Origin of the sequence: Pseudomonas koreensis, assembly GCF_024169245.1 — a bacterium.
GTDB classification, from domain to species: Bacteria; Pseudomonadota; Gammaproteobacteria; order Pseudomonadales; family Pseudomonadaceae; genus Aquipseudomonas; species Aquipseudomonas koreensis_F.
Window position 1 is genome coordinate 2,992,332 of the sequence record NZ_JALJWP010000001.1, and the last position, 17,117, is coordinate 3,009,448.

Genomic DNA, 17,117 nt, shown 5'->3' on the forward strand with positions numbered 1-17,117 from the left:
GCAAGGAAGATGTAATGACAATTGTGAATGGAACGAGTGAAGCGGATGTCCTGCTGGGCACCGGCAGCAATGACCAACTCTATGGACTGGAGGCGGATGATGTCCTGCTGGCAAGTACAGGATCGGATGAGCTTGATGGCGGGGACGGCTTCGATACCGCGAATTACTACGCAATAACCTCTGGAATCAACGTCGAACTGGCCGACGGTACAAGTACCGTCGCCGGCCCCGACGGCAAGCTCGATACGCTGGTGTCCGTTGAGAAGATCGTCGGGACGTTTTCCAACGATACGTTCACCAGTTCGGTAGCCGGCGTGATGCTGGAAGGCAGCAGCGGTGACGATGTCTACATCGTCAGCGCTGAAGACGTGACCATCGTCGAGGAGGACTGGGGCGGCTACGACGAACTGCGCACCAGCCTCAACAGCATCAAGATGGTCGGCTTCGTCGAGAAACTGACCTTCACGGGTACCGGTGATTTCAAGGCTTACGGCAGTGACACCGACAACGAGATCATCGCTGGTGCCGGTAATGACTGGCTGTGGGGTGGTGATGGTGCAGATCATTTCGTCGGGGGGGACGGTTATGACACCGTCAGCTACAGCGACAGCCTTGAAGGGGTACGAGTCGAAGACTTCACCAACCATGACGGCCTGACCATCGCCTATGGCGATATTTTTACCGGCATCGAAGCGCTTCAGGGCTCGGGCTTCGATGATGTGTTTTATCGTCATAAGGACTCGATGAGCATCGATGGTGCGCATGGCTACGACACGGTGAGTTACCGCTACGCCTTCGACGTGGCCAATGTCGTGATCGGCAATGGCAGCAACCTTGCAGGTGACACGCTGCTCAATGTGGAAGAGGTCATCGGTTCCTCCGGCGCCGATCGTTTTGTCGTCAACGCCAGTGGTGTGAAGGTGGCTGGTGATATCGGTGATGACGTTTATACGATCAACAGCACCGGCGTGACTGTCGAAGAAGACGACAGCTTCATGGGTGGTACCGATCATGTGTACACCAGCCTGTCCGAGTTGAGGCTGAGTGCGTTCGTTGAGCGGTTGACCTATACCGGCAGCAGCGATTTCACCGGTTACGGCAATGACGGGGACAACACGATCGTTTCCGGGGCCGGGAACGATGTGCTGCTGGGTGGGGCGGGGGCCGATAACTTTGAAGGTGGTGCGGGCCTCGACATCGTCAGCTATGACGACAGCGCTGAAGGCTTGAGCGCCTCGCTGAAATGGGGCGCGCAGAGCGGTATCGCCTTCCATGACGTCTACATCGACATCGAAGGCCTGCGCGGCAGCCAGTTCAATGATGTTCTGGAAGGTGAGTGGGGTGACAACGTCCTTGAAGGCGGCGGTGGTGACGACCAGATTCAGGGTGGCGATGGCAACGATCACATCTACGGTGGTCTGGCATCCGGTGTCGATGCAGCCGGGCAGTCCGACACCTTGTTCGGTGGCTCGGGCGATGACGTCATCATAGCTGCGCGCGATGGTCTGTTTACCTGGGTCAGTGGCGATGAAGGCAATGACAACATTACCCTCGGGCGGGGCGTGGCCTATGGTGGGCAGGGCAACGACGTGTTGATCTTCAATGGTGCCGGCCCGTCGGGCCTGGGCGGCAGCGGGTTTGGCGAGCAGGGCGATGATACCTATGTGGTGGACACGTCTGCCTTGGTGACCATCAAGGATGAAGGGCTGGATGCCAACGACACGCTGATTCTGAACACGATCGCTGACGCCAGTCAGTTGAGCGTGACCCGTGTTGGCGATGACGTTTATCTGCACAGTGCCAATGATGGTAGCAGGGGCGTGCCGGACAATGGTGTGCGGCTGGTGGACTGGTATGCGGGGTTTGCGACCATCGAGCATGTTCAGACGGCCGATGGTCAGATGTATGAGCTGCCGGTGGGTGGTGACGGGTTTGCGCTGTTCGGGTAGTTTTTGCGCATCGTTGAAATAAGGGATGGGTCGTTGGATTCATCCCTTTTTTGTTTTTGGGCTTGGCGGTTTTTGGGCCGACCAGGCTCTCGGGGTTTTGGGTGAATATCCGTTTTTGCGGGTGTTGCTACTGGCGGTTTCGCCCTTACGGCGAGGCACTTTTTCCAGACGCCCGGAATGCCGGCCCAGAAAAAAGTACCCAAAAAGGCTTGCTCCTGCGTTCGGCCCTCGCAGGCTCGGGTTCCTTCGCTGCGGGATCGATCCCTCCACTCAGCCTTCCGAAGTCGCCCGTGGATCAAGATCAAAAGCGGTAGTCGAGCTTGCGCTCATTGTATGCAGTGGTTAGGAGTGGGTGATCGGGCTTTGGTCTTGTGGTGGATTTGCCCCTCACCCCAGCCCTCTCCCGAGGGAGAGGGGGCCGATTTGTGGAGTGTTCAAAACCTGCATTCAACTCGGTATCTCACGTCGGCGTACCCCGCGCAAACACCTCGGTCAGTCCCCTCTCCCTCTGGAAGAGGGCTAGGGTGAGGGGCTCTTGATCTTTTGCCCCTTCGGCAGGCTGCGCCCGGATCGGTCCCGTAACGAAGGTACCCCGAGCTTCAGCGAGCGGGCCGAATGTCGGGGCAAAGCCTTTTGCTTGCTTTTCGCTGGGCCGGCATTCCGGCGTCTGGAAAAGTGACTCGCTGTGTGAGAGCGAAACCGCCAGCGGCAGCACCCGCATTAACGGATATGCCCCAATCAAAATCCTCAGCGCGTTCCCCGCCACCTCGGCTGTGAGCTGGCGCGTTTCCTGCAAGTCCCCCGCAAATCGCCATAAAACGAGCGCTAGCGGTCACTCCACCTGCGCCCGGATCGGCAAAAGGTTGAGCCAGAAGGCCCGCAACGCTCAAGCAAGCTGCGCGCAGCCCGGTGAAGAACAAGAGGTGAGACGATGAAGGCAGTTATTTTGGCGGGTGGCCTCGGCACGCGCATCAGTGAAGAGTCGCACCTCAAGCCCAAGCCGATGATCGAGATCGGCGGCAAGCCAATTCTCTGGCACATCATGAAGCAGTATTCCGCCCACGGAATTCACGACTTCGTCATTTGCCTGGGCTACAAGGGTTATGCGATCAAGGATTTCTTCGCCAACTACTTCCTGCACACCTCCGACGTCACCTTCAACATGCGCGAGAACCGCATGGAGGTGCACCAGAATTACAGTGAGCCGTGGAGCGTCACGCTGGTCGACACCGGCGAAGAAACCATGACCGGTGGCCGGCTTTTGCGCACTGCGCCTTATGTCAAGGACGAGAAAGCCTTTTGCTTTACCTACGGCGACGGCGTCTCGGATATCGATATCGGCGCTCTGATCCGTTTTCACGAAGCGCATGGCAAGCTCGCAACCGTAACGGCCGTGCAGCCGCCCGGCCGTTACGGCGCATTGCAACGCACAGGCCACCAAGTCATGGGCTTCACCGAGAAGCCGCGAGGTGACGGCGGCTGGATCAATGGCGGTTTCTTCGTGCTCTCTCCGCAGGTGCTGCCTTACATCGCCGGCGATGCGACCAGTTGGGAAGCCGAACCGTTGATGCAACTGGCCGAACTGGAACAACTGCATGCCTACGAACACTCGGGCTTCTGGCAACCCATGGACACCCTGCGCGACAAGAACCATCTCGAAGCGCTGTGGCAGAGCGGGGAGGCCCCATGGAAGCAATGGGCCTGAGTGCGGATTTCTGGCGTGGCAAGCGCGTTCTCGTCACCGGACACACCGGTTTCAAAGGCAGTTGGCTGACCCTTTGGCTGCAAAGCCTTGGTGCGCAAGTCAGCGGTTTTTCTTTGGACCCTTCGACTGAACCGAGCCTGTTCGACCTGGCGCGCGTGCACGAAGGCATCAACGATCAACGCGGGGATTTGCGTGACCTCGGCGCCTTGCTGGAGATCATCGCCGAGACCGAGCCGGAAATCGTTCTGCATCTGGCGGCCCAGCCGTTGGTGCGCGAAGGCTATCGCGATCCGCTCGGCACTTACTCCAGCAACGTCATGGGCACGCTGAACCTGCTCGAAGCGATTCGTCAGGTTGGCGGCGTGCGGGCCTGCGTGCTGGTCACTACCGACAAGGTCTACGCCAACAAGGAATGGCTGTGGCCGTACCGCGAAGACGAAGCCCTCGGTGGCCACGATCCTTACAGCAGCAGCAAGGCTTGCTGCGAATTGCTCGCGCAGTCCTATGCCGCGTCGTTTTTCCCGGCGGACAAACATGCCGAACACGGTCTGGCCCTGGCTACCGCACGCGCTGGCAATGTACTGGGCGGTGGTGATTTTGCGCCAGAGCGACTGATTCCCGACGTATTGAAAGCATGGACCGCCGACGAGCCAGTGACCCTGCGTTACCCCCAAGCGGTGCGCCCTTGGCAACACGCGCTGGAACCACTGGCCGGATATCTGCAATTGGCGGCCGGCCTCTACGAATACGGCCCGGAATACGCCGGCGCGTGGAACTTCGGCCCCGGTGAGGCCGATATGTGCAGCGTCGGCGAAGTGGTCGAACTGCTCGCCAACCGTTGGCCGCAGGCCCGCGGTCTGCGTATCGAGCCCAGTGAACTGCACGAAGCCGGTTTGCTGCGTCTGGACAGCAGCCGCGCGCGGCAGATGCTTGGATGGAAGCCGCGCTGGACGCTGGAACAATGCCTGACGCAGACCCTCGACTGGCACCTGGCGTGGCAACACGGCGATGACATGCGCGCCGTTACCTTGAACCAATTGAATCTGTACAGAGAGCGTTCATGAGCGATTACACCCTGCAAACAACGCCGTTGGAGGGCCTGTACCTCATCCAGCAGAAAGTCTTCTGCGATGAGCGCGGGCGTTTCGCCCGGCTGTTCTGCCAGAGCCGTCTGACCGCCCAGGGTCGTCCTTTTGCGATCCGCCAGATCAATCATTCGCGCACGGTTGGGGAAGGTAGCGTACGCGGTCTGCATTTTCAGAAGGCCGGGTATGCCGAATCCAAACTCATCACCTGCGTGCGCGGCGCTGTCTGGGATGTGGCGGTCGACTTGCGTCCGCAATCGCCGACGTATCTGCACTGGCATGCGCAAGAGCTGCGCGCCGACGATGGTCGGAGCTTTTTGATTCCTGCCGGTTTCGCCCACGGCTTCCAGTCACTGACCGATGAATCGGAAGTGCTGTATCTCACCGATGCCGACTACGCGCCGGAGCATGAAGCGGGTTTGTCGGCCCTTGATTCGGCACTCGCGATCGCATGGCCGCTGCCCGTCAAGAATTTGTCAGCCAAGGATTCCAGTCATCCGCTGCTCGACAAACAGTTTCAGGGAGTCGAGCTTTGACGGCGACCACCACCACTGTGCTGGTCACTGGCGCCACCGGCTTCGTCGGTCGCCACTTGGTCAGCGCTTTGCTTTCCAAAGGCTTCAAAGTGCGTGCGGTTGCGCGCACCCTCGACTCGGCTCGCAGTTTGCCGTGGTTCGCGCAGGTGGAATTTGTCGCCGCCGATCTGCATGCGCCAGACCTTGATGTCGAGCGCTTGGTTGAAGGCGTGGATGTCGTCGCACATCTGGCCTGGAGCGGCTTGCCAAACTATCAGGCGCTGTTCCACTTCGAGCGCAACCTGCCGGCCGATTATGCGTTTCTCAAGCGAGCAGTGATTGCGGGCGTGGGCCAGGTGCTGGTCACCGGCACTTGCTTTGAATACGGCTTGCAAAGCGGCCCGTTGACCGAGTCGGTTTCGCCCCAACCCTGCACCCCTTACGGACTGGCCAAGCACACCTTGCGCCGGTTTCTCGAAGCATTGCAGCGCGAGCAGGCGTTCACCCTGCAATGGGCGCGGTTGTTTTACCTTTATGGCGAAGGGCAGAACAGCAACAGCCTGCTGGCCAGCCTCGACCGCGCCATCGATGGCGGTGAGGCGCAGTTCAATATGTCGATGGGCGACCAGCTCCGTGATTATCTGCAGATCACCGAGGCGGCCGCGCAATTGGCTTCGCTGATCGGCCGGCCTGATGTCGACGGCGTCACCAACTGCTGTAGCGGCCGGCCGATTTCCGTACGCGCGCTGGTTGAACAGCGTGTTCGCGAGCGCCAGTCCGCCATCAAGCTGAATCTGGGCCATTACGGTTATTCCGCCCATGAGCCCATGGCGTTCTGGGGTGATGCCCAGCGGATCTCGCAACTGAAGGGGCAAGAACATGCTGCATGAGCTTTATCGGGCGACCGGACTGCCGGTGTTGCAGAACCGCACGTTTGCCAGCGCCGAAGAGGCGCGGGCCTCTGGGGCGGCAGACATTGTTCTGGTACAGGACAGCCAAAGCGGGTTGATCTTCAACCAGGCCTTCGATGCCGACAAGCTGAGCTATGACGCCGACTATCAGAACGAACAGGCGCACTCGGTGCAGTTTCAGGCGCACCTCAATGCCGTCGAAGCGATCCTCGCCCGGCACTTCAAGGGCCAGACCCTGATTGAAGTCGGCTGCGGCAAAGGCTATTTCCTCGAAATGCTCCGGGAGAAGGGCTACGCCATTACCGGCATCGATCCTTCTTACGAAGGCGACAATCCTGACGTGATCAAGGCACCGTTCACCCGCGAGCTGGGGTTGGCGGCGGATGCGATCGTGTTGCGTCATGTGCTGGAACACATCAGCGATCCGCTGGCGTTTCTTGCGCAAATGGCTGCGGCCAATCAGGGCGGGCAGATCTATATCGAAGTGCCGTGCTTTGACTGGATCGTCGAGCACAATGCCTGGTTCGACGTGTTCTATGAGCACGTCAATTACTTCCGTCTCGCCGACTTGCGCGCCATGTTCGGCAGCGTGCTCGAGGCCGGGCATCTGTTCGGTGGCCAATATCTCTACATCGTTGCCGATCTCTCGACGCTGCAACGGGCGGCGGTCGAGACGCCGTCCTTGCTGACGCTGTCGACCACCTTTACCGCCAGTCTCGATCGCGCCGTGCAGATCATTCAAGCAGCGCCCACACAGGGCTCGGCCATTTGGGGCGCTTCGTCCAAGGGCGTGATCTATTCACTGGCCTTGCAGCGCGCCGGTGTGGCGGTCGATCACGTCGTCGACATCAATCCGGCCAAGCAGGGCCGTTATCTGCCCCTCAGTGGCGCGCGGGTTTCCTCACCACAGGAGGTCATCGATGCCTTGCCTGAAGGCGCCAATCTGTTTGTGATGAATTCCAATTACCTCGAAGAGATCAAGCGGATGACCGGTGGACGCTACGTCTATCACGCCGTCGACAGCGCTTCGTTCCAGTGACCGTTGAGATTATCAAGATGACCGAAAACAGCATCCATCAAGCCTTCGAAAACGAATGCCAGCAAGAGATCGCGCGCCAGGGTAATGACCAGAAAGTGGTAGCACTGGCCCGGGATTTCTTCAACGAATCGGCCCGCCATAAATACAGCTATCACTTTTCGTGGATGGGCCGTCCGATCATCCAGTTGCCGCAAGACATGATGGCCATGCAAGAGATCATCTGGCAGGTCAAACCGGACCTGGTCATCGAATGCGGCATCGCCCACGGCGGTTCGATCATCTACTACGCCTCGTTGCTGGAGCTGCAAGGCCACGGCGAAGTGCTGGGTATCGACCTCGATATTCGCCCGCACAACCGTGAGGCCATCGAAAGCCACCCGATGGCCAAGCGCATCCAGATGATCGAAGGTTCGAGTATCGATGAAGCGACCGCGCAGAAAGTCCGCGCGATTGCCGAGGGCAAGAAAGTGATTCTGGTCCTCGATTCCAACCATACCCACGACCACGTACTCGAGGAGCTGCGCTTGTACGCGCCGCTGGTTTCGGTGGGCAGCTACTGCGTGGTGATGGACACCGTGGTTGAAGACATGCCGGCGGACTTTTTTCCGGATCGCCCGTGGGGTCATGGCGATAACCCGAAAACCGCCGTGTGGAAATACCTGGAAGAGAACAAGGATTTCGAGATCGATCGGCAGATGCAGAACAAACTGCTGATCACCGTGGCGCCGGACGGTTATCTGCGCCGCGTTCGTTAATTCGCAACATTACCCAGCGTTGTTTCGGCGAGTCGCCGGTTGTGGAGAGAAGTTATGCAAGGCAAGTACAGTTCTGAACTGACGCTACCGCTCAACGAGTTGTTGACGGTGGTGCTGATTACTCACAACCGGCCGGCGTTCCTGCGCCGTGCGGTGAAGTATTACAGCAGCTTGCCCTGCCGGATCATGGTGCTGGATTCCACGCCGGAACGCCCGGAAGGCGATTTTTCCGCCGTCGATTATCATCATGTGCCGCAATTCGCCTACTGGGGGATGCAGGCCAAACTGGCCTATGGCGTCGAGCAACTGACCACGCCATACATGGTGCTGGCGGCGGATGACGATTTCATCGTGTTCGATTCGCTCTGCGAGTCTGTCGGCTTTCTTCTGGCCAATCGTGACTATGGCATGTGCCATGGCTATTGCCTGATGTACCTGGCGAAGGCCGATGGCGTGAACTACTACCGCCGCGACAAGAAGGTTCAGGAAGACTATTCATCCGAGCTGGCGCAGGATCGCGTCATTGACTACATGAGTCAGTACATCCCGCCGTTTTACGCGGTGACCCGTACCGATCTGATGAAAATCTGGCACTCGTCATTGCCGCCGGGAACCAATTTCCAATGGCAGGAAATCGGGCACGTGTATTTCCTGCTGGCGAGCGCCAAGGCACGGATCCTGCCGATTCCCTATGTGGTACGCGAGATCAACTACGGCGTTTCCGAACACAATACCGACGTGTATCACTCGCTGACCTATCTTGATGGCAAGTCGGTCGCCGAACGAGAGGCGTTTGCCGAATTCCTCGTCTCGCTGCCGACTGGTATCCAGAACCTCGATGCAGGGCAGGCCAAGGCATTTGTTCTGGAGAGCTTTGCGGCGATGGCCGAGAGTCTGGCGGTCCGTCGGGCGTTGACTGCCGAGCTGATTTTCGAGTCGACCTGGAATCAGCAATTGCAGCGGCCTGATCGGCGTTTCGGCCCACTGCAGTACGTTGAGATGCCGTTCTACAACCAGGCGTTTTTCGATCTTCTGGAACAGTTTGAATTCATGATGCACACCCTGCCGGCGGGTCGCCTTCAGCTGGAAGGGCTGGAAGGCGTATGGACGCGTCAGGCGCATCTGCTCCAGGCGCGCAATAACGATACGCCGGAGAGTGTGATCGACCGGTTGTGGCAGGCGCATGATCTGAATGCGTTCAACCAGGTGGTTACCAAACGTCTGGCCGCGCAGCTGCAAGTGCTCGGTGACGAGACGGCGGTGCAAGCCATGCATGAATGGATCGCTCGCCTCGAGGCGCTGACGGTCGACGATCATCAGCTCACGTTCGACACGATGCAATCGGGCCGTTTGTTGCATTGGCTGGCTGCGCGTGCACCTGCCATCGAGCAGCTCGAGTCGATCAGCCAACACGTGGCTGCTGAAGATGGTGGCCCGCAGTTCGGTATCTTCCTGCTTGATCTGGACAACGACATCGACAAGCTGCAGGTGTCGCTCGACAGCTTGGTCGAGGGGCACTGCAAAGCATTCAGGATTGTAGTGTTCACCACCGGTGAAGCGCCGGCAGCGACCACTGCGCAGAACACCCTGCACTTTGTCCGCGTCACGCCAGGCAATCTCGTCGACAAACTCAACCAGAGCGCTCAGCAGTCGCCAAGCGACTGGTTGATGTTGGCCCAGGCAGGTGATGAGTTCACCGCTAGCGGCCTGTTGCGCGCCAGCCTTGAACTGATGGGTGCCGACAGTGTGCGTGCGGTCGCCACCGATGAAATCCAGCGCAAGGAAAACGGCGCGCTGATAGACGTGTTCCGCCCCGGTTTCAATCTTGATCTGCTGCAAAGCGTGCCGTCGCTGATGGCGCGGCATTGGTTGATCCGTCGCCAGGTGCTGCTTGACGCTGGCGGTTATCAGGCCGACTTCAGCAAGGCGCTGGAATTCGATCTGTTGCTGCGCATCATCGAGCAGGGTGGCCTCGACGGCCTTGCGCATCTCGACGAGCCGCTGCTGATCACCGAGCAGGCGCCTCTGGAAGAAAACGCCCACGAGCGTCAGGCGTTGCTGCGTCACTTGGGCAATCGCGGCTACAAGGCCAAAGTCACCTCGGCGCTGCCGGGTACCTGGCAGATCGATTATCGCCATACCGAACAACCGCTGGTGTCGATCATTGTGCCGGTCATTGATGATCTGCCGGCACTGCGTCGCTGCCTCGAAGGCGTGCTGCTGCGCACCCGTTACAGCCGCTACGAAGTGCTGCTGGCAGCCAACGGCAATCAGTCGGCCGAGGTCAACGATTGGCTGGGCACACTGCGCCACGCCAAGGTCAATGTATTGCGTGCCGATCAGCCCCTGTGCGAAATCGCTTTGTACAACGCCGCCAGCGAGCAGGCTCAGGGTGAATACCTGGTGCTGCTGGCTGCTGACAGCGAGGTGGTCAACCCGAACTGGATCGATTCGCTGCTCAACCATGCCCAGCGCCCGGAAGTCGGCGTCGTCGGCGCCAAACTAGTCGATCGCGATGGCAAGGTTGCCCAGGCCGGTCTGATTCTCGGCCTGAACGGCGGTGTCGGTTCGCCTTTCACAGGTGAAAAACACAAAGCCGAGGGCTACATGCAGCGGCTGGCTGTCGAGCAGAATTACTCTGCCGTCTCCAAGGTGTGCCTGATGGTTCGCAAAGAGCTGTACAACGCTTTGGGCGGGCTGGATGAAGCGACCTTCGCCGAAGGTTATGCCGATGTCGATCTGTGCCTTAAGTCCGGGCAGGCCGGTTACCTCACCGTGTGGACGCCACTGGTGCAGGTGCTGCACACCGGCGAACTGCCACAGCCGCCGGCGGCACTGGCGGCGCTGCGTGAAAAGTGGTCCGACGCCTTCGCCCACGACCCGGCCTACAACGCCAACCTGGCCCTGACCGGCAAAGGTTTTACCCTGGGCGAAAACGCCTCGATCAATTGGGCGCAGTTGCTCGCCTGAGCAGGCCGACAGGAACTACAACATGTTCAATGGACAATCGATTTTCATCTCCGGCGGCACCGGCTCGTTCGGCCGCAATTTCATCCGTCGCTTGCTGGAGCAATACCAGCCCAAGCGCGTCGTTGTGTTCTCTCGCGATGAGTTGAAACAGTACGAAATGCAGCAGACCTTCAACGCGCCGTGCATGCGTTATTTCATCGGTGACGTGCGTGACGCCGACCGTTTGCGTCAGGCGATGCGCGGCATCGATTATGTCGTGCATGCCGCCGCGTTGAAGCAGGTCCCGGCGGCGGAGTACAACCCGACCGAATGCATCCGCACCAACGTCAACGGCGCGGAAAACATCATCGCCGCCGCCATCGATAACGGTGTGAAGAAAGTCGTCGCGCTGTCCACCGACAAAGCGGCCAGCCCGATCAATCTGTACGGTGCGACCAAGTTGCTCTCGGACAAATTGTTCGTCGCCGCCAACAACATTGCCGGCGAGCAGCAGACCCGATTCGCCGTGGTGCGCTACGGCAATGTCGCCGGTTCGCGCGGCTCGGTGGTGCCGTTTTTCAGCAAGCTGATCGCTGATGGCGCGCAAGAATTGCCGATCACCGACGAGCGCATGACCCGCTTCTGGATCACCCTGGATCATGGCGTGCAGTTCGTCCTCGACAGCTTCGCCCGCATGCACGGCGGCGAAGTGTTCGTGCCGAAGATCCCGTCGATCCGCATCGTCGATCTGGCGCGCGGCATGGCCGAGCATCTGCCGCACAAGAACGTCGGCATTCGTCCCGGTGAGAAGCTGCACGAACTGATGGTGCCGCTGGACGATGCGCGTATGACCCTTGAGTTTGAAGACCATTACACGATTCAGCCGTCGATTCGTTTTACCAGCGTCGACGTCGATTTCGCCGTGGATAAACTCGGTGAACGTGGCCGTGCCGTGGGCGAGGATTTCGAGTATCGCTCGGACACCAACCCGCATTTCCTTTCAGTGGGGCAGATCGCCGATCTGCACGCGAAGCTGTCGGTATGATTCCTTACGGTCGGCAGAGCCTTGATCAGGCGGACATCGACGCGGTGGTCGAGGTTCTGCAATCGGACTGGCTGACCCAGGGGCCGACCATCGAGCGTTTCGAGCAGGCCATGGCCGAGCGCTGTCAGGCGGATTTTGCCGTGGCGGTGTGCAATGCCACGGCGGCACTGCACATTGCCTGTCTGGCGGCGGGCCTGGGGCCGGGCGATCGCTTGTGGACTTCGCCAAACACCTTTCTCGCCTCGGCCAATTGCGGGCGTTATTGCGGCGCTGACGTTGATTTCGTCGACATCGATCCGCTGACCTGGAACCTTGATACGTTCGCGCTTGAAGCGAAGCTCGAACGGGCCGAGCGCGACGGCACGGTGCCGAAAGTCCTCGTCGCCGTAGCCTTCTCCGGGCAGAGCTGTGACCTGCGCAAGATTGCCGATCTGGCGGTGCGCTACAACTTCACCGTGATCGAAGACGCCTCCCACGCAGTGGGCGCGAGCTACGCCGGCCGTCCGGTCGGTTGTGGTGAGTTTGCGGCGATGACGGTGTTCAGTTTTCACCCGGTGAAAATCATTACCAGCGCCGAAGGCGGCATGGTCCTGACCAATCGCCCGGCGCTGGCCGAACGTCTTCGACGCCTGCGCAGCCATGGCATGACCCGCGATGCAGAGCAGATGACCGAGCCCAGTCACGGGCCGTGGTATTACCAGCAAGTCGAGCTCGGTTTCAATTATCGGATCACCGATCTGCAAGCGGCGCTGGGTCTGTCGCAGCTGCGCAAGCTCGACGAATTTGTCGCCCGGCGCCGCGAACTCGCAGCGCGTTACGATCAGTTGCTCGCCTACCTGCCGCTGACCTTGCCGAGTGCGCAGCCAGAAGCCGAATCAGCGTGGCACCTTTACGTGGTGCGTTTGCAGACCGAGCGCTGCAGCCTCAGTCATCGCCAGGTGTTCGAAGGTTTGCGCAGCGCCGGCATCGGCGTCAATCTGCACTACATTCCCGTGCACTTGCAGCCGTACTATCGTGACCTGGGGTTTGCCGAAGGCGACTTCCCCGAGGCGGAGCGCTATTACGCCGAGGCGATCAGCTTGCCGCTGTTCCCCTTGCTGACTGATGAGCAGCAGGATCATGTAGTCGAGCAACTGCGCCGACTGACCGAAGAATGACCGCTGCGGCGGTAGACGAGACTGTGTATGCGCGATCTGAGCGAGCAGGAAAGATTCTGGCAGGGTGAGTTCGGCAATCAGTACGTTGAGCGCAATGTCGGCCAGGCGCTGGTGGCGGGCAATCTAGGGTTTTTCGCCAAGGCGCTGAGCCGTGCGGGTCGCGTCGACAGTCTGCTGGAACTGGGTACCAACGCCGGCAACAATTTGCAGGCATTGCGTCAGTTATTGCCGCGTTGCGAACTGTTCGGTGTCGAGATCAACGAAAGCGCGTGCGCGCAGGCGCAGGCGCTGGACATTGCGCAAATCTGGCACGGCTCGTTGTTCGATTTTCCTGCCGAGCGCCGCTACGATCTGACACTGAGCAAAGGCGTGCTGATCCATCTGGCTCCCGAGCTGTTACCGCGCGCTTATGCGCAGATGTACGAGCTGAGCCAGCGCTACATCCTGATCGCCGAGTACTACAATCCGGCACCGATGGAAATCGCTTACCGCGGTAACAACGGCAAGCTGTTCAAGCGCGATTTTGCCGGGGAAATGCTTGATCGCTATGCCGATTTGCAACTGCTCGACTATGGCTTCGTCTATCACCGTGATCGGCAGTTTCCGGCCGATGACATCACCTGGTTCCTGTTGGAAAAACGCTCTTGAGCAACGTCGCAATCATCCCTGCCCGTGGCGGCAGCAAGCGAATTCCGCGCAAGAATCTCTTGCCGTTCGCGGGCGTGCCGATGATTGTCCGCTCGATCCGCACAGCGCTGGATTCAGGTTTGTTCGAGCAGGTCGTGGTCAGCACCGACGATGCCGAGATTGCCGACATCGCGAGGGCGCACGGTGCGCAGGTACCGTTCATGCGCCCGGCCGATCTGGCCGATGATTACACCGGCACTGCGGCGGTCATCGTGCACGCACTGCAGCATTTGCCGTCCTTCGATTTCGCTTGCTGCATTTACGCCACTGCGCCGCTGTTGCAGGCGCGTTATCTGCGTCAGGGTTTGGAGTTGCTGGAGCGGCATCCGCATCGATCATTTGCGTTCTCGGTTTGCGATTTCGCGTTTCCGGTACAGCGTGCACTCACAGTCGATGGGGACGGCGCCTTGACGGCGTTGTATCCCGAGTTTCGCAATACTCGTTCGCAGGACTTGCCCGAGGCGTTTCAGGACGCCGGGCAGTTTTATTGGGGGCGCAGCGAGGCGTGGATGCGCGGTGATGTGCTGTATTCCCCAGCCAGCCTGCCGGTGATTCTGCCGCGATATCTGGTCCAGGACATCGACACCCCCGAAGACTGGCAACGCGCCGAATACCTTTACGCCGCGCTCAAGGCCGGCGGAGAACTGCAATGAGAGTGCTGATCCGGGCCGACGCTTCGCCGACCATCGGCAGCGGCCATATCGCCCGCTGCCTGACGCTGGCGCGGGTGCTGCGCCGGCAGGGCAGTCATGTCGCGTTTGCCTGTCGGCGGTTGCCGGGGCATCGACTCGAAGCCTTGAATGCCGAAGGCTTCGAGACCTTCGCGCTGCCCGAGCGCTATCGTGATGAAGACCCGCTGCAGGCCATCGAATCGATGTTGCCGTGGCAGTTCGACATTGATGCACTGGGCCTGCTGCTGGACGGGCAGGCACCGTTCGACTGGATCATCGTCGACCATTACGGCCTCGATCATCACTGGCAAACCGCTGCCCGGCGCTGGGCGCATCGAATCGCCGCCGTGGATGATCTGGCCACGCGGCGCTACAGCGTCGATCTGCTGCTCAATCAGAACCTGTCCGGCTTAAGTGCAAACTACGCGCCGCTGCTGCCGCCGGGCTGTCGCACCTTGCTCGGCCCGCGCTACGCCATGCTCCGTGAAGAATTCAACTGCGAAGCCATCGAGATCAAACCGAAGGCGCGGCGGGTGCTGGTGAATTTCGGCGGTTTCGACGCGGCGATGCAGACTCATCACGCGATGTTGGCGCTGGCTGATTTCACTGAGTTGCAGGTTGATTTCGTCGCGGGCGCCGACAACCCGGCGTGGGCGCAGATGCAGGCCTTGGCCGAGACACGGCCGAACTGGCGCCTGCACAGTTTCGTCAGCGATTTCCATCAACGCATGACTGAAGCCGATCTGTTTATCGGCGCCGGCGGCGGCACCAGTTGGGAGCGTGCGGCGCTCGGCTTGCCGACCATCTGCATCGCTGTGGCGAACAATCAGCAGGCCAACGGTGAAGTCATGGCGGCGGCCGGCGCGCATGTGTTCATGGGTGCGCGCGAGCAGGTCAGCGTCGAGCAACTGCGCGATGCGGTAGGTTTTGTGATGGACAATCACTTTCTGCGCCAGAGCCTCGCCGAGCGCTCGCGGCAACTGGTCGACGGACGCGGGGCCGAACGCGTGGCGGCGGCGCTGGCCGGCGCGGTACTGAAACTGCGCCCGGCGACGCTGGACGATGCGCAGTTGCTGTTCGATGGGCGCAATGCCGAGCCGGTGCGGCACTGGTCGCTGGAATCCGGCGTGATCGATTGGGCGCAGCATCTGAACTGGTTGATGGCAAGTTTGCGCAATCCGCAGCGGCTGCTGTTGATCGCCGAGGCGGATGACGGCCCGGTCGGGGTGCTGCGCTACGACTTGCGCGGATTCGAAGCGGAAGTGTCGATCTATCTGCTGGAAGGGCGTTTCGGCCTCGGTTGGGGCAGGGCGGTGCTCAGCCGGGGCGAGGCGTTTGTCGCTGCGCACTGGCCGCAATTGACGCGCATCAATGCCCGGGTCATGCCCGCCAATCAGTCTTCATTGAAAGTCTTCCGCGACGCCGGGTTCATCCAGGAAATCTGCGCGTTCAGCCGTGTTTTGAAGGATCACTCGCATGCCTAGTTTCAAGATTGGCCACCACAGCATCGGTGCCGACGCGCCGCCGTTCATCATTGCCGAGATGAGTGGCAACCATAACCAGTCCCTCGACGTCGCCCTGCAAATCGTCGAGGCTGCTGCGAAGGCTGGTGCGCATGCCTTGAAGCTGCAAACCTACACCGCCGAAACCATGACCCTGGATTTGGCTGAAGGTGAATTCTTCATCAAGGATCCGGGCAGTCTGTGGGCCGGCACGTCGCTCTACGATCTCTACGAAAAAGCCCACACGCCGTGGGAATGGCACGCGCCGATTTTTGCTCGAGCCAAGGAGTTGGGGATGCTCGCGTTCTCGACGCCGTTCGACGACAGCGCGGTGGATTTTCTCGAAAGCCTCGAGGTGCCGGCGTACAAGATCGCCAGTTTTGAAAACACCGATCTGCCGTTGATCCGCCGGGTCGCCGCCACCGGTAAACCGCTCATCATCTCCACCGGCATGGCCAGCATCGCCGAACTGGATGAAACCGTGCGCGCCGCACGCGAGGCCGGCTGCAAGGATCTGGTCCTGCTCAAGTGCACCAGCACTTATCCGGCAACACCACTCAACAGCAACGTGCGCACGATCCCGCATCTGCGTGAGTTGTTTGGCTGCGAGGTCGGGCTGTCGGACCACTCGATGGGCGTTGGCGTATCGGTGGCGGCGGTGGCGCTGGGCGCGACGGTGGTGGAAAAGCACTTCACCCTCGATCGTTCGGCCGGTGGCGTCGACGCGAGCTTTTCCCTGGAACTGGCGGAACTGGCCAGTCTGGTCGTCGAAACCGAACGTGCCTGGCAAGCCATGGGGCAGGTGCATTACGGCGTGACCGAGGCGGAGCGCAAGTCGCTGGTCTATCGCCGTTCGCTGTACGTCACCGCAGACATGGCTGCCGGTGAAGCCTTTACCGGGGACAATCTGCGCGCCATTCGTCCCGGTCTCGGTCTGCCGCCCAAGCACACCGATGCCGTTCTCGGACGCCGCGCGCGCACCGCGATCAAGCGTGGTACGCCACTGGATTGGTCGCTGATCGAATAAGCCAATCTGCCATCGATTCGGCAAAATAGCGTGACCTGCGAGTCATAACGCGCATCTTCACTGTATTGTATTGACCGGGGAGATGGCGCCTGGCCCGTTTTGCGGTTCCAGTGATAGCCC

General features: G+C 60.2%; 14 protein-coding genes. All 14 read left to right on the top strand.

Translation table 11 applies throughout. The features are described 5' to 3' along the window. Positions 1-14: 14 nt before the first annotated feature. The 14 genes from J2Y90_RS13430 to pseI all read left to right on the top strand — a co-directional run bounded on the left by J2Y90_RS13430 (position 15) and on the right by pseI (position 16,997). Entirely contained in the window at positions 15-1,949 is a 1,935-nt protein-coding gene (locus J2Y90_RS13430; protein ID WP_253500350.1) for a calcium-binding protein, read from the top strand. A 931-nt stretch (positions 1,950-2,880) separates the two neighbouring features. Further along, positions 2,881-3,654 (top strand): glucose-1-phosphate cytidylyltransferase, encoded by a 774-nt coding sequence (gene rfbF, locus J2Y90_RS13435; protein ID WP_253500352.1) that lies wholly within the window; start codon positions 2,881-2,883, stop codon positions 3,652-3,654. Then, positions 3,636-4,718: a CDP-glucose 4,6-dehydratase gene (gene rfbG, locus J2Y90_RS13440; RefSeq protein ID WP_253500354.1), complete on the top strand. Its 1,083-nt coding sequence runs from the start codon at positions 3,636-3,638 to the stop codon at positions 4,716-4,718. Before rfbF ends, rfbG begins: the two co-directional genes overlap by 19 nt. Further along, complete coding sequence (gene rfbC / locus J2Y90_RS13445; protein ID WP_253500356.1) at positions 4,715-5,275, top strand: dTDP-4-dehydrorhamnose 3,5-epimerase; 561 nt, start codon at positions 4,715-4,717, stop codon at positions 5,273-5,275. The genes rfbG and rfbC overlap by 4 nt, the downstream gene beginning before the upstream one ends. Further along, entirely contained in the window at positions 5,272-6,144 is an 873-nt protein-coding gene (locus J2Y90_RS13450) for an NAD-dependent epimerase/dehydratase family protein (RefSeq protein WP_253500358.1), read from the top strand. The genes rfbC and J2Y90_RS13450 overlap by 4 nt, the downstream gene beginning before the upstream one ends. Continuing rightward, positions 6,134-7,204 (top strand): class I SAM-dependent methyltransferase, encoded by a 1,071-nt coding sequence (locus tag J2Y90_RS13455; RefSeq protein ID WP_253500360.1) that lies wholly within the window; start codon positions 6,134-6,136, stop codon positions 7,202-7,204. The genes J2Y90_RS13450 and J2Y90_RS13455 overlap by 11 nt, the downstream gene beginning before the upstream one ends. A gap of 17 nt (positions 7,205-7,221) precedes the next feature. Then, complete coding sequence (locus J2Y90_RS13460) at positions 7,222-7,959, top strand: cephalosporin hydroxylase family protein (RefSeq protein ID WP_253500362.1); 738 nt, start codon at positions 7,222-7,224, stop codon at positions 7,957-7,959. 54 nt (positions 7,960-8,013) lie between these two features. Beyond that, positions 8,014-10,929: a glycosyltransferase family 2 protein gene (locus J2Y90_RS13465; RefSeq protein ID WP_253500364.1), complete on the top strand. Its 2,916-nt coding sequence runs from the start codon at positions 8,014-8,016 to the stop codon at positions 10,927-10,929. A 22-nt stretch (positions 10,930-10,951) separates the two neighbouring features. After that, entirely contained in the window at positions 10,952-11,953 is a 1,002-nt protein-coding gene (pseB, locus tag J2Y90_RS13470; protein ID WP_253500365.1) for a UDP-N-acetylglucosamine 4,6-dehydratase (inverting), read from the top strand. After that, positions 11,950-13,110, top strand: a complete 1,161-nt coding sequence (gene pseC / locus J2Y90_RS13475) for a UDP-4-amino-4,6-dideoxy-N-acetyl-beta-L-altrosamine transaminase (RefSeq protein ID WP_253500366.1) — start codon at positions 11,950-11,952, stop codon at positions 13,108-13,110. The genes pseB and pseC overlap by 4 nt, the downstream gene beginning before the upstream one ends. Positions 13,111-13,137: 27 nt before the next feature. Then, the gene (locus J2Y90_RS13480) at positions 13,138-13,758 is read left to right on the top strand and encodes a pseudaminic acid biosynthesis-associated methylase (RefSeq protein WP_253500367.1); all 621 of its coding nucleotides are present in this window, start codon (positions 13,138-13,140) and stop codon (positions 13,756-13,758) included. Beyond that, positions 13,755-14,450 (top strand): pseudaminic acid cytidylyltransferase, encoded by a 696-nt coding sequence (gene pseF, locus J2Y90_RS13485; RefSeq protein ID WP_253500369.1) that lies wholly within the window; start codon positions 13,755-13,757, stop codon positions 14,448-14,450. The genes J2Y90_RS13480 and pseF overlap by 4 nt, the downstream gene beginning before the upstream one ends. Next, a complete protein-coding gene (gene pseG / locus J2Y90_RS13490) occupies positions 14,447-15,952 on the top strand; it encodes a UDP-2,4-diacetamido-2,4,6-trideoxy-beta-L-altropyranose hydrolase (protein ID WP_253500372.1) in 1,506 nt (501 codons plus the stop codon). The genes pseF and pseG overlap by 4 nt, the downstream gene beginning before the upstream one ends. Continuing rightward, a complete protein-coding gene (gene pseI / locus J2Y90_RS13495; protein WP_253500374.1) occupies positions 15,945-16,997 on the top strand; it encodes a pseudaminic acid synthase in 1,053 nt (350 codons plus the stop codon). The genes pseG and pseI overlap by 8 nt, the downstream gene beginning before the upstream one ends. The last annotated feature ends 120 nt before the right edge of the window (positions 16,998-17,117 follow it).